This is a genomic window from Streptomyces sp. ISL-10 (genome assembly GCF_018614575.1).
Taxonomy (GTDB): domain Bacteria; phylum Actinomycetota; class Actinomycetes; order Streptomycetales; family Streptomycetaceae; genus Streptomyces.
The window spans coordinates 1-12,408 of sequence record NZ_JAGGOJ010000055.1; the positions used below are offsets into that span (position 1 = coordinate 1).

The following is a 12,408-nucleotide window of genomic DNA, read 5'->3' on the forward strand; positions in this document are numbered from 1 at the left end:
ACTGGCGCAGGACACTAGTGGATGGTCGGCCCCGGCTGATCGAGGTCAACGCACGCATCGGCGGCGACATGATCGGTCACCTCGTCCGTCTCGCCACCGGCATCGACCTGCCGAAGGCCGCCGCCGACCTCGCCTGCGGCCGAACCCCGGACCTCACCCCTACTCGCCACCAGGCCGCCGGCATCCGCATGCTCTACCCGGCCGCCTCCGGCACGCTCACGCAGCGGCAGGTCAACCAGCCGTTCGCCGCCCACACCCCTGGCTGCGGCAGGTGCAGTGGATGCGACAGGTCGGCGACCCGCTCCTCCTCCCGCCCAAGGGCGACCTGGACGCGGTGGCGCTCAGCTTCGCCGAGCACGGCACTTTCCGCCGCCGTCAGGGCACCTTGCACCATCGCAACATGCCCGACACCTTCAACATCACGCTCGCCAGGCCAGGGCAACCTTCATGGGAAGGAGCCGACTTCACGGGTCTGCGTGATGCCATCGAGCAGTACACCGCCGTCTGGTTCCCCGGCGCGTGGACCGCGTCCGCGTCGAACCGCGCTGCGGCCAAGACCGCCCACCAGACTCCCGCCCAGCCGCCGGCGCTTCTGGTCGCTGGCCGGACCCGATGACCTCCCACCACCTGATCAAGGAGCACCTCTTCCCGTGCACGCTCGTATCGTCCGTGGCGCCGTCCGATCCGCTGCCGTCGCCGCCGCGGTGACCGGCACCCTCACCTGGGCACCGACCGCGACCGCCCAGTCGTCCGAGCCGACGCCCTCGGCCTCCGCCGCCTCCACCGAGACACCGGCCCCGGACGCGGGCGGCATCGTGATCACCAAGAAGGACGCGGCCGGGGACGTCCTCCCCGGCGCCGAGTTCCTCCTGCTCGACTCCACCGGCAAGGAGGCCGGACGCGGGAAGACCGACGCGCAGGGCAAGCTGACCTTCCCCGACCTCGCTCCCGGTGTGTACCGGCTGAAGGAAACGTCCTCCGGCAGCCCGCTCCACGAGGTCGTCCCCGACCAGGACGTCATCGTCACCCCAGGTGTAACCACACCGCTGACGATCACCGACCCGTTCAAGGCCGCCACGGTTCTCCTCCAGGCCAAGGACGACAAGACCGGAAAGCTGCTGCCCGGATCCACCGTGAACATTGGAACGGGCAGCGAGACCCTGCTCACCCTGACCACCGGGTCGCAGGGCACAGCCACCGGAGAGCTGCCCGTGACCAGCCGGAAGACCGAATTCTGGGTCAAGCAGATCAAGGCCCCCGCCGGCTACGACCTCTATAAGCCGTCGAAGACGTTCGCCGCAGGCCCCGGCGCGCCGGTCACCGTGACCGTCACCAACGCCAAGACCGCCACCACTCCGAAGCCTGACCCGTCGGATAAGCCGACGCACGAGCCCACCGGCACCCCGTCCACACCTGCGGAGAAGCCGAGCGACAGTGCTACCGGCGGGTCGAAGCCTTCCTCGACGGGCACCGGCACGCCGGACGCCGTCGCCATGCCCACCGCAGCGGCCGACGGGCTGAACGACAACACGACGCCGAAGACTCCGGCTGGTTCACTCGCCCACACCGGCGCCGACGCCACCCCGTGGATTGCCGGCGGCGCCGGTCTCCTCGTCGCCGCAGGCGCCGTCGCCCTCGTCATCACCCGCCGTCGTACGTCGGCCCAGCCCGAGCCGGACGACACCAGCCAGATCAGCTAACCGAAGATCACCCCGCCACTAGCAGGCCCCTGGGACGCCATCCCGGGGGCCTGCCCTCGTCTACCGCCACGTACCCAGCTGGGTCCACCTTCGCCAAGACCGCCACACCGCCCGGCGGAACCCCTACAGTCGGCCGAAGGTGCCGGCGTGCGAGAGCGGGGGAAGGTTCGTGACTCAAGGTGGCGACACCGGTCGGTATCTGTACTGGTCCGACCGCCGGGTCCGCGCTGTCGCCGAGGAAGTCGGCCTTGTCCTGGAGCGTCGCTGGCAGTGGTCGTTCACCCTGAGCCTCCCCATGACGCAGCTCCAGATCGGTGAGGCCAACCGCGCCAGGAACCGCCTGCGGATCGCACAACGACTTCTGCGCAAGCTCGGGCCGTTTGCCGCTTCCACCTTCGACGCCCCTCCTTCCGCCCCATACATCCAGGGCACGGGCCATGTGGAGTTTGCCGAGTTCGTCGGGAATTACGCCGCGAACGAGGCCGTGCTCTGCCACATCCGCACCCACTGCGCGGAGGGACGGCCGGTGGACGTCGTCCTCTTCGGCAGCATGGAGCACGTCGAAGGCTTCCGCCCTGGCGACGCGCTCGACGCCGGCTGGGTGTCGTCTGCCGCCCCGGCGATCGAGGAGCTGCTGCGCCGCAGGGGCACCGAGAACACCTGGCAGTGGGACGACGACCAGTCCCGTGCCGTGGAAGCTCTGAAGATCGCTGTTCAGCAGGGGCAGCGTCCCGGCCATGAACACGAGGGTCAGCCATGGACCCGCGGGTACCCCCTGGGACACGACCGCCAGGCCCACTGGTGTGCCGAGGTCTACGCCGATGTCGTTCTGGACGACGCTCGGTGGAATCTCGACGGCGAGTTGGGCATGGCCGACGCACACCGGATCGTGATCGGTGCTCCTCTATGGGTGCGGGCACTGCGGCCGGACACCATCGTCCGTTACCAGGCAGGAGCCTCCGGGTGGTTCCGCTGTCTGCTTGGTCGGCGCCCGGCACCAGCGCTGTCGAGCCCCTCGGCCCAGGCCGCTATCCCTGCTCCTGACCGAGTTCGAGCGCCGGAATGAGAACGACGGAGGCGTCGCAGTCGGTGCAGGCACGCGCCCCGTCCCGCATCAGCGCGTCCACGGCCTCCAGCGTGCCCCGCTCGGTCCCGCCGCCTGCGGCATGCCGGCACATGGCGTCATGCACGACCGTCCGCCCCCGGCGCTCGGGGGCGGGACGGACCACCCAGCCGGGGGCCGGCCGCGGCGGCGGACCTGGCAGACGACGCGTCGGCACACCGGACAGATCCACGCCCGCGATGGGCGTCAGCTGCCGATCGGTCACCCAGACCGTGTACTCGGCGGCTTCGACCCCATCCGGGCGCGCCACCCAGGAAGGGACGCCGACGAGATAGCGCCATGGAGAAGGGCCTGGCACCTCCCGACGTTCGTGGAGACGGACGCGAACGGTCTGCCCGTCCGGCAAGGCCAGCTCTATCTCGGCCGGAGCCGCTCCGGCCGTCCGCCGATCACCGCTCCGGCCGTCCACCTACCCGGCCCCGGCTTCCGGCTCCCGCGCCGCCGTACGCAATGCGACCCGCTGCCCGGTCCCGGCCTCACGCCAGTACGGATGCCACCAGACCTGGATCGACAGCTCCAGCAGGCGCCTACGCAGTACCGTCGTCCGCTCACGGTGGACCGGGTCGGCGAGGCTCCGATAGGTCCGCTCCCAGGCAGACTGCGCGGCGATCAGGTCCTCGGGGAAAGCAGAGCATCGCATACCGTTATTGCATCACGTGTTCGATTTCTGTCGCATCCGTGCAGGTCAAGTGACCGCAGCACCGTAGCCGCTCCGTACGACCGGAGGCGTGACGTGGAGTGGAAGCCCCCCGTACGAGGCCAAGGCGCTAACCGGCGTCGGTCCGCCTTCGGTGGCGGTGGGCCCGCCTTCGCGACTGCGGCACAGGCAGTTCGCCGGGGGCAGACAGGAAAGAACGCGGAAAGACTGGCCAACGCCTTCGAGACCATGTCAACGTAGACGACCTTGCAAGAAACCCCAGGTCAAAGAGGTGATTGCCCGTGACCATGGCTCCCGTCGGCCCCGGATTCTCCACCACCATCGAGGCCCTCCGGCTGCGCGAGTGGCAGCTCGGGCCCGGCCAGCCCACGCTCGTGATGGATCAGTTCTCCGCCGACGACTTCAACCTGATCGTGGACGACCGTGCGGACGTGCACGTCAGCAGCAAGGACGGCCGCTTCTACCTCGGCTGGTTCCCGCTCGGTCGCCCCGGCACCGACGGCGAAGGATGGAAGATCGCCGTCACCGGCACAGCCACGGTGCCCGGCTACCACCTGTCCTTCGACACCGCGACGCCGGCCGACATCGTCGCCGCCGCAGTGGCACGCGTGCTGGAGACCTCTCGGCGGGTGTGACACCGCAGCGATCGGCCTCCTCACCGAGGGCGGTCGCCGACTCCCGGCGGCAGGTCCGTACTACCGCTCACCGTTTTCCTCACACAAGGAGGCTGTTCGTGACGTATCAGGAGATGACCGTTGGCGAGCTCATCACCCTGCTGTCCGATTGCGACCGGAGCGCTCCGGTCCGCCAGGCCATGAACCCGTTCTTCCCCATGGCACACCGCCTCGGGCAGGTCGTGCAGTCCGTGGACGAGACCGGCCGGACCGTCGTCTACCTCGCAGAGCGGCGGGTCGAGGACACACAGCTCGGCCATCTGCCGCCGGAGGTGGCCGTCGCTCTGGCCTGGCAGGGCCCCGTCCAGGCACCACCGCGCCGCCCCCGCCGAACTGCCGGCGGCAAGTAGAACCGCACCAAGCCTTTGGAGGCGCCCCTGTACCCCGACTTCCCGCTCGATTCGTCCACCCCGCCTGGCGGTGAGCCCGCGTTCTGGGTCGGTCCCCGGCACCTGGCCGGTGACGACAAGCGCCTCTACGACACCGTCGCCGACACGCTCGCCGGCCTGGGCTGGACGAGCCTGACGATCGTCCGCGGTCGCCACCAGCCGGATGAAGCAGATGAGGACCGCCAGGTCCTGCGCAGCACCGTCCTGCACATCAGCCCCGATTCCCTCCGGTGGGCCCAGTGGAGCCTGGCGGATGAGCCGTTCCACCTGGGGGATCTGCCGATCGCCTGGCAGATCTCCGCCCGCGCGGACACGAGCAGCCCGCTCGCCCATTGGTCGGCGTACTTCACCCCCGACGTCCCCGGCGAGTCCGTGGCCGACTTCCTCGCCGCCCTCGATGCCCGCGACCAGCCCGCCGAGCCGATTGCCGGCCCCGAGCTGGTCCTCGACGCCGTCGCCGCACACGGCTGGCTCCGCGACATCGACCAGCCCCAGGCGGCGGCGACGGACCCGACGTTCACCTCGCACATCAGCCTCGGCGAGGTGCCGCCCCTCATCCAGGACGCCGACCCGCGCGCCCTGACCACCGAGGCCGACGAAGTGGGACCGGCTGGGTGGCAGGCGTGGGCCGAGCCCGCGCTCGGCGCACCGTGCCTGTGGGCGGTGTCCTTCGGCGCCAGCGTCCCGCACGATCTCGTCGCGGCCTTCGCCGCCTCTCTCAGCTCGACCGCACCGGTCCTGCGACGGGTGCTGCCCGAGGCCACCCAGGAGCGGCTCCTGCGCGCCCCGGCCATCTAGTGCCCTGCGCTCGTCCTCCTGACCACGCATACAGCCCGGCCTCTCCCGAAGGGACGGTCGGGCTTCTTGCTGCTCGAGCCCGGTCTGTCCGTGCACACGATGCTGTCCCCGGCGGTCGGGGCCGGAGGCAGCAGTACGTCGGTGCCGGAATGAGGGCGCACGCTTTGCCCGGCCGCCCGTGCGCATGGGGCTTCACACCCTGGGGCGGGCCAGGGGCACGCGCTGCTCAGGGCGTGGGCTAACAGGCGGATGCCCCCGACCGTGAGGGTCGGGGGCATCCGTGTATCTGGTTCGGTCAGCTCGTGGCCGTGGCCTTGGCGAGGGCTTTGTCGAGGTGGCGGTCGACGAGGGCCGGCGAACCGGAGACGATCAGCAGCAGACTGCCGTCGCGGATCGCGACCTGCTTCACCACGGTGTTCCGTCCTTCGGCGGAGAAGGTCAGGAGCTGGCTCCACTGCTCGTCACCGCGGTCGTGGGGTGCGGTCAGCTTCTGCGAGGTGATGTCGATCGGGGTACCGCCCGAGACGACCTGATAGGTGGGGCAGCCGGTCATGGCGTCGAAGATCTGGCCGATGCCGTCGGACAGCTTGTTCGCGCTGTCGCTGTACAGCTCCTCGGAGATTTCGGAGCTGCTGCCGGCGTAGGTGAAGGTGGCCTTCGCCTTGCGCGGGAAGGTGAGCGAACCGCCGGTGGCCGCGTCGCCGCCCAGTTCGCTCAGGGCCGGGCAGCCGATGACGGTGACGTCGTCGTGGCGGGTGGGGCGCTCCGGCTTGCGCAGGTAGCCGCTGCTGAGGTCGCTCTCGTCGAGCAGGCGTGTCGCGAGCGCGGCCGACGAGAGCGTGACGGTCCTCTGGGAGGCGTCGGCCGGCTTCTCCGTACGGGCGGAGGGGGTGGTGTCGGGCTTCGTGCCGGTGGAGCAGGCGGGGACCGCGAGGAGGGCGGCGGTGATGCCGAGGGCGGTGGTGGCGACGCGAACGCGCATACGGAACTGACCCCTTGGTGCTTGGCGACGGGTGGTCAGTGCGGGCCTCGGGCCCGTGGGGTCGTAGGGGTGGGGGTCAGTGGCCGAGGTGGCGCAGGCAGTCCTCGAACGTGGCGTGCGTCGCGTCCGCCGGCCCGGCGCTCCGGTTGTACCAGGCGGTGTCCAGACGGGTCTCCTGCTGCTGATGTCCGGCCCGGCAGCGCAGCCAGATCTCGCCGTGGGTGGAGAGGATGAGCCAGTCCCGGTACGCGCCGCACTCAGTGCAGGTGACCAACTCGCCGTCGAGGACGAGCGGCTGCGCCCACGGCATCATCCTGCCGTCGAGCTGGTCGTGGCTGGGCACGCGCAGCTCCGGTGGAAGGAAGTCGTCCACCGCGGTAGCCGGCTCGCTGCGCTCCGGCCCGGCCGACGGCCCGCCGATTCCTGGGGGGACCTGGTCCTGCAGCCGCGCCGACAGCTCGAAGAATCGGCGCTGCGCCTCGCTGGGCTCCGCCACCCGGCGGCGTATCCGGTGGAACACCCTGATCTCTCCCTCGCCTCGTCCTGCTTCCGTCATGATCGTCCCCTAGGTCCCCAGGAGCTTCAATTCACAGAGTCAACAGTCGGCTTCCAGCGAGTCAGAGGCTGGGGCTCACCGCGTCTTGCCCGCCACATCCTTCCCGCCGCGCCGTGAGCCAGGTGCAGACGGCCGGGATGTTGCCCTGCGTGTCGTGGCCTGGCCACCCGTGGTGCCGTTCGCGGGCAGTTCCGATGTGTCGGCGGGCAGGTCGGCCATCCGCCGCAGCCGCCACACCAGCACGTCGCTGACCGAGTCCGCGGTGTCGAGTTCCCGGCGCGCGACCGCGTCGGACAGGAGGGCGGCCGGGTCGTGGCCGGCGGCTTCGGCGTCTGCGATGGTCGCGGCCAGCGCGTACCAGCCCGGCTCGGCGAGGATCCGTTCAGCCAGCCCGGGCAGCGCCTCGCGCAGCACCACCGTCTGCCGCTGGAGAAGCGGCCGGTTCAGGCGCCGGCCTCGCTGGTAGAGCACACCGAGGGGTTGGGCGGCGGCGGCCTGGTAGGCGGCACGAAGGTGCTCGGCGGCCCGTGCGGCGGCGGCGGCCTGCTGCGCGTGGCCCTTCCTCGCGTGCCAGTGCACGGCGGCGGTGATCAGGAAGAACAGCATGTCGATCGCCATCGCGGTGCTCGCGCCGTCCTCGCCGCGGCCGAGGGCCGGGCCGCCGTGGACGAGGTCGCGGGCGGCCTGCCGCAGGCCCCGATCGTGTCCGCGTACGGCGCGGACGTGGGAGCGCGAGGCCCGTTCGAAGGCCGTGGCCGCGTCTCGCAGTTCGCGGCGGGTGTGGGCGGCGGACGTCTTCGCGAGGGCGTCGAGGACCTCGCCGGCCGCGGCGATGTGGGCGGCGGCGACCGCGTCGTCGCCCTGCTCGACCACGAGCACAGCCTGCCACGCGGCCGAAGCCGTCATGCGGCGGGCAGCGGCCGGAGTACCCGGCCCCGTACGGACCGCATCCTCCTGTCGAGGAGCGGGGTTGTTCTGGGCGTCGCCGGACCAGCGCTCCCGGATGCGGGGCAGCGAGAGGTCGGGGGCGAGTCGCGCGCCGGGGTAGAACACCGGCTCGCCGTCCTTGTTCCGGTCGTCGGGAAGGGCGACCTTGTATCCGAGGAGGTCCCCGGAGGGCGCGACGCGCTTACGGATCAGGAGGCCGTCACCGGCGAGCCGGTCGAAAAACTCAGCCTCGCTGGTCGCGCCGGCCACCGCGCGCCGTACCGCCTCGCGCAGTTCTTCGCGGGCAGTGCGCTCGCGGCCCTGCCGTTCGGCCTTGTGGCGTTCGGCGCTCGTGGGACGTTGAGCAGCTGTGCCGTCCCCGGGCGCGACCTCGTGGAGTCCGAGTTCCTTTTCGATGAGCCGGGCTTCGGCCTGGGCGCGGGCGCCGGAGCGGTAGTCGTCGGGGCGATGGCTGTCCTCGGTCACGAGGGTGGCGACGATGTGGATGTGGTCGTCCGCGTGCCGTACGGCGGCCCAGCGGCAGCCGGACTGTCCGTCGCCGGGGTCGATGCCGGTGGCGGCGACGATGCGGCGGGCGATGTCGGCCCACTCCTCGTCGGACAGGATCCGGTCGCGCGGGTCGGCGCGGACGGAGGTGTGCCACACGTGCTTGGCCGGTCGGGCGTGCTCGGCGAGGGCCATCACAGGCTGGTCGAGGAGCTGCTGGAGGTCCTTGAGGGTGGCGTTCGGATCGCGGCCGGGGTCAGGGGACATGCCGTCGAAGGAGGCCACGAGGTGAGGGTCGGTGTGTTCCTCGTGCTTGCCTGGGCCGTAGAGGTAGGCCAGGAGCCCAATGGTCCGGGAGCCCGAGGAGTTGACGCTGGGGATCATGAGCCGCGGCGCTCGATCAGCCGTGCGGCGGCTTCATGCGCGGTGTCGGCGGCACGCCGGACAGCGGCGACGGCCGCCTCGAGCTGGGGAGCGTCCGCACCGGAGTTGAGCGCCTTGACGGCCTGGTTGAGATTGCTGCCGGCCCAGCCGAGCCGACGCCGGCTCTCGAATAGGGCTGTGATCACTTCGCGCTCGTCGGCGATCTCGGCGCTGGTGCGGTCGAGGTCGCGGGCGGCGGCGAGCGCGGAACGGGCGAGGAACCCGGCGACGGACAGGCTGCACCGGGCGGCGGCGGACTTGATCAGAGCGAACTCTTCTTCATTGAAACGTGTGTTGGGCTGGTGCAGACGCTTCTTCTCGGGCGGCTGGCGCGGACGCTGGCGGGCGCGAGCGGCGCGCTCTCGGCGGACGCGGCGATCGGTCTGCTTCTCCTCCTGCCCCGGCTTCGACCCGCCCTCGGTCGAAGCCTCCAGGACCTGCGCCCCCCGGTGCAGGTCCTCTCCCGCCCCCTCGGGGGCGGGTTCGGCGGAAGCTACGCTTCCGCCCCAACTTGCTGTGCGACGCGAGGCCGCATTTTCCGAAGTGAGGTGATCCTCGTGGAGAGGTTCTGACAAAGGAATTTCCTCCGAATCAGTGTCTGGATTCATCCCCGCGCTCACATGCGTCGCTGGTAACGGCGGGGTGTGAAGCTGAGCTTTCAAGCCCAAGGGCGTCTCGGCCATCGAGAGGCCACAGGCGAGGGGAAGACTGGACGGGCGAACACGTGTGAACCCCTGGTTAATGCCTCGGTATATGGAACCCCCGCGGATGGCTTGCTCTCAGCGGGGCAGGGCCCGGCGCTGCAAGGCGCCAGCGGCTTCCGGTGCAAGCAACACCGGGAGTGAGACACCGCCGGCCACGGGGTAGAGGGGGCGCCCACCCCAGTCGCATCTTCGAAATGCGGAACACGGAAACCCTGACGAGGTCCGGAAGGAGTTCCGGTAAGCCGACCGCAAGGAAGGCCCAAGTCCCCGGCAGGAACAGGATGGTCCAAGAAGCGAAGGCCGGTCGGCCGAAAGGCCAGGGGAAAACCGGGCGGCGGCCCTCTCTGCCCGCTGTTCGCTATAACCCGCCGGATACAGGCCCGTGTGGCCCGGCCCGAAAGGGCGCCCACGTGGACCAGGTGAGCCTTTGGAGCACCAAGGCAAAGCAACCGGAACCGACGGACAAGTTAGATACCGGAGGCGGACATGAGCACCATCAGGGCGGCTGCAGCCACCCGCCCGCCCGAGGGGAACGGACCCGAGGGCGGGGCCTCCGACTGGCACGGGATCCACTGGGCCAGATGTGAGCGCGACGTACGGCGGCTGAGGCAGCGGATCTTCAAGGCGACGCAGGACGGGGACCAGAAGAAGGTCCACAATTTGCAGAAGCTCATGCTGAGAAGCCACAGCAACACGCTGGTGAGCGTGAAGCGGGTGACCCAGCAGAGCCAGGGCCGCAAGACGGCGGGCATCGACGGGGAGACAGCCCTCACCCCAGCGGCGAGGGCGCGATTGGTGGCGGAATGCCGTCAATCGTCCGCCCCGTGGAAGGCCCAGCCGGTCAGGCGGGTCTACATCCCCAAGGCCAACGGCAAGCAGCGCCCACTCGGGATCCCGGTCATTCGTGACCGGGTGCTCCAGGCACGCGTGAAGAACGCGCTGGAACCGGAGTGGGAGGCGCGGTTCGAGTCGCGATCCTATGGATTTCGCCCCGGCCGTAGCTGCCAGGATGCCATCGCTTCCATCTTGCAGACGGCGCGCGGCTCGCGAGCGAGGCGTCGTTGGGCGTTGGATGCGGATCTGGAAGGAGCCTTCGACCGCATCAGTCACGATCATCTGACGGCCATGCTCGGGCAGTTCCCCGCCAGGGACCTTGTCCGGGGCTGGCTGCGGGCGGGCGTGATGGATGCCGGGAGATGGGCGCCGAGTGTGGAGGGCACTCCACAAGGCGGCGTCATCAGCCCTTTGCTGCTGAACATTGCGCTGCACGGGATGGAACAGGCAGCGGGATTCCGCGCCGACGGGTATCGAACGCGTGCTCACCACGCGTCCGCCGGTGTGCCCGTACTGGTCCGCTATGCCGACGACTTCGTGGTGCTCTGCCACGACAAGGAGGAGGCATGCCGGGTCAAGGAGGAACTGAGTGTCTGGCTGGCGCCGCGAGGTCTGCGCTTCAACGAGGCGAAGACGAAGGTCGTTCACCTCGATGAGGGGTTTGACTTCCTGGGTTTCACGATCCAGCGGCACGGCGACAAGCTGAATATCAGGCCGAGTAAGGCGGCTTGTAACGCGCTGCGGAAACGGCTGCGGACGGATATGCGGATCCTTCGGGGTGCGCCTGCCCAAGCGGTCATTGTGAAGTTCAACCCGCTTGTGAGGGGTTGGACGGCGTATTACCGCAGTGCGGCGTCGCATCAAGTGTTCTGTTCCATGGACGCTTACATGTTCAAGCTGCTCTACAAGTGGGTTAAACGCGGTCACGAGAACCGTTCGGGACTGTGGATCAAACGCCACTATTTCGGCAGGTTCAACAAGACCAGGCGTGACAACTGGGTATTCGTTGACCACGCGAGTGGCGCCTACGTCCAGAAGTTCGCCTGGACACGCCATGTAATGCATCACCCCGTCAAAGGCGCGGCATCTCCGGATGATCCGGCCTTGGCGGATTACTGGCAGAAGCGTCGCCGCAGCACAGCGCCACCGCCGATGGACAAGACGAGTCTGGTTCTGGCGGCCCGACAGAAGGGCCTGTGCCCTCTCTGCGGGCGGGCGTTGATCGAAGGAGCGGAATACGAGCCGGACAATCTGCGGGAATGGATTGACTGGTTCGCCGCGACGAAGAAGATGTTGAACAAGCATCACTTCGTCTACCGCAGCAGCGGCGGCGCGGATAGACGGACCAACCTCCGCCTTGTTCATGCCGATTGTCACCGTTCGTATCATGCAGACGACGGAAATCGGGACGTAAGTTACCGTCCAGCGGAGCCCTCGCGGCTTGCTTGAGCCGGATGCGGTGAAAGTCGCACGTCCGGTTCTGAGGGGGCCGGGGTCCAGAGATGGGCCCCGGCTACCCGACCGCCCCGAGACCGAGTTCCGGTCAAGAGCAGGTTCCGGGGTGTTGCCGTTCTGGATCGGGTTCGTCATCAGGATTCGGACCTCGTGGAGCGGATGCCGTGCTGGATGGTGGCGGCCAGCTCGACGACGTCGGCCGGCCCGTTGAGGACGTGGACGGGCTCGTCGGGCTGGAACTGGACGAGCCACTGGCCGGTCGGGCCGAGGACCGCGGCGTGCAGGAGGCGCCGGCGGACCAGGACGTCCGCCCAGGCGCCGGCCTCGGCGATCGTGGGCTTCGACGAGCGAGGGGGACGCGGTATCACGGCCTGTCTCCTGGAGCGGGGCGGTGGCCCGGCGAGGGAGCCGGACCACCTGTTTGCGGGTAGGGCGTTGAGCTGGGGTTTTGCCGGTTCAGCCGCACTCGGGGCAGCGCGCGACGTGACTGTTGAGCGCCCGGGCCATCCGTTGCTTCGTCGATGCAGCCTGCTTAGCGCTGGACTTTGCCGCCGGCCTGCCCTCGTGCCGTTCGGAGTGGGCGATCATGTAGCCGATCTCCCGCTGGTACTCCGCACGGACGGTGTTGAACTGGTGGCAGGTCTTCATCGGGCGGTGCCTTAAGAATGTTGGCGGTCC

General features: G+C 69.5%; 16 protein-coding genes. 7 read left to right on the forward strand and 9 right to left on the reverse strand.

Features of this window, described 5'->3' with window-relative positions; all coding sequences use genetic code 11:
- Nucleotides 1-14 precede the first annotated feature (14 nt).
- Nucleotides 15-254, reverse strand: coding sequence for a hypothetical protein (locus J7E88_RS37215; RefSeq protein WP_308307747.1), 240 nt, complete (start codon nucleotides 252-254; stop codon nucleotides 15-17).
- A 26-nt stretch (nucleotides 255-280) separates the two neighbouring features.
- Here J7E88_RS37215 and J7E88_RS37220 point away from each other — a divergent pair, with 26 nt between their 5' ends.
- The 3 genes from J7E88_RS37220 (at nucleotide 281) to J7E88_RS35290 (ending at nucleotide 2,766) form a co-directional block, all read left to right on the forward strand.
- A complete protein-coding gene (locus tag J7E88_RS37220; RefSeq protein ID WP_308307748.1) occupies nucleotides 281-616 on the forward strand; it encodes a hypothetical protein in 336 nt (111 codons plus the stop codon).
- A 34-nt stretch (nucleotides 617-650) separates the two neighbouring features.
- Nucleotides 651-1,700, forward strand: a complete 1,050-nt coding sequence (locus J7E88_RS35285; protein ID WP_308307749.1) for a SpaA isopeptide-forming pilin-related protein — start codon at nucleotides 651-653, stop codon at nucleotides 1,698-1,700.
- 169 nt (nucleotides 1,701-1,869) lie between these two features.
- Complete coding sequence (locus J7E88_RS35290) at nucleotides 1,870-2,766, forward strand: hypothetical protein (protein ID WP_215187590.1); 897 nt, start codon at nucleotides 1,870-1,872, stop codon at nucleotides 2,764-2,766.
- On the opposite strand, the gene J7E88_RS36910 is transcribed toward J7E88_RS35290, so the two are convergent.
- Both J7E88_RS36910 and J7E88_RS35300 read right to left on the reverse strand, forming a co-directional pair.
- The gene (locus J7E88_RS36910; RefSeq protein WP_215187591.1) at nucleotides 2,729-3,121 is read right to left on the reverse strand and encodes a DUF6233 domain-containing protein; all 393 of its coding nucleotides are present in this window, start codon (nucleotides 3,119-3,121) and stop codon (nucleotides 2,729-2,731) included. The genes J7E88_RS35290 and J7E88_RS36910 overlap by 38 nt on opposite strands.
- A gap of 111 nt (nucleotides 3,122-3,232) precedes the next feature.
- Entirely contained in the window at nucleotides 3,233-3,463 is a 231-nt protein-coding gene (locus tag J7E88_RS35300; RefSeq protein ID WP_215187592.1) for a hypothetical protein, read from the reverse strand.
- A gap of 299 nt (nucleotides 3,464-3,762) precedes the next feature.
- On the opposite strand from J7E88_RS35300, the gene J7E88_RS35305 reads away from it, so the two are divergent.
- The 3 genes from J7E88_RS35305 (at nucleotide 3,763) to J7E88_RS35315 (ending at nucleotide 5,342) form a co-directional block, all read left to right on the forward strand.
- Nucleotides 3,763-4,116 (forward strand): DUF317 domain-containing protein, encoded by a 354-nt coding sequence (locus J7E88_RS35305; RefSeq protein WP_215187593.1) that lies wholly within the window; start codon nucleotides 3,763-3,765, stop codon nucleotides 4,114-4,116.
- A 98-nt stretch (nucleotides 4,117-4,214) separates the two neighbouring features.
- On the forward strand, nucleotides 4,215-4,505 hold the full coding sequence (locus tag J7E88_RS35310) for a hypothetical protein (protein ID WP_215187594.1): 291 nt from the start codon (nucleotides 4,215-4,217) through the stop codon (nucleotides 4,503-4,505).
- Between the two features lie 15 nt (nucleotides 4,506-4,520).
- Nucleotides 4,521-5,342, forward strand: a complete 822-nt coding sequence (locus J7E88_RS35315) for a DUF317 domain-containing protein (protein WP_215187595.1) — start codon at nucleotides 4,521-4,523, stop codon at nucleotides 5,340-5,342.
- A 295-nt stretch (nucleotides 5,343-5,637) separates the two neighbouring features.
- Here the strand turns inward: J7E88_RS35315 and J7E88_RS35320 are convergent, their stop codons facing one another.
- From J7E88_RS35320 to J7E88_RS36660, 4 genes are all read right to left on the reverse strand, one after another.
- Nucleotides 5,638-6,324, reverse strand: a complete 687-nt coding sequence (locus tag J7E88_RS35320; protein ID WP_215187596.1) for a hypothetical protein — start codon at nucleotides 6,322-6,324, stop codon at nucleotides 5,638-5,640.
- 76 nt (nucleotides 6,325-6,400) lie between these two features.
- The gene (locus tag J7E88_RS35325; RefSeq protein ID WP_251023680.1) at nucleotides 6,401-6,880 is read right to left on the reverse strand and encodes a hypothetical protein; all 480 of its coding nucleotides are present in this window, start codon (nucleotides 6,878-6,880) and stop codon (nucleotides 6,401-6,403) included.
- A 75-nt stretch (nucleotides 6,881-6,955) separates the two neighbouring features.
- On the reverse strand, nucleotides 6,956-8,698 hold the full coding sequence (locus J7E88_RS35330) for a relaxase/mobilization nuclease domain-containing protein (protein ID WP_215187597.1): 1,743 nt from the start codon (nucleotides 8,696-8,698) through the stop codon (nucleotides 6,956-6,958).
- Nucleotides 8,695-9,420, reverse strand: coding sequence for a hypothetical protein (locus J7E88_RS36660; RefSeq protein ID WP_251023681.1), 726 nt, complete (start codon nucleotides 9,418-9,420; stop codon nucleotides 8,695-8,697). Before J7E88_RS36660 ends, J7E88_RS35330 begins: the two co-directional genes overlap by 4 nt.
- A 507-nt stretch (nucleotides 9,421-9,927) precedes the next feature.
- On the opposite strand from J7E88_RS36660, the gene ltrA reads away from it, so the two are divergent.
- A complete protein-coding gene (gene ltrA / locus J7E88_RS35340; RefSeq protein WP_215187598.1) occupies nucleotides 9,928-11,724 on the forward strand; it encodes a group II intron reverse transcriptase/maturase in 1,797 nt (598 codons plus the stop codon).
- A gap of 140 nt (nucleotides 11,725-11,864) precedes the next feature.
- Here ltrA and J7E88_RS35345 read toward each other — a convergent pair whose 3' ends face one another.
- A complete protein-coding gene (locus tag J7E88_RS35345) occupies nucleotides 11,865-12,098 on the reverse strand; it encodes a hypothetical protein (protein WP_215187599.1) in 234 nt (77 codons plus the stop codon).
- An 88-nt stretch (nucleotides 12,099-12,186) separates the two neighbouring features.
- Nucleotides 12,187-12,378, reverse strand: coding sequence for a hypothetical protein (locus J7E88_RS35350; protein ID WP_205033462.1), 192 nt, complete (start codon nucleotides 12,376-12,378; stop codon nucleotides 12,187-12,189).
- Nucleotides 12,379-12,408: the final 30 nt, after the last annotated feature.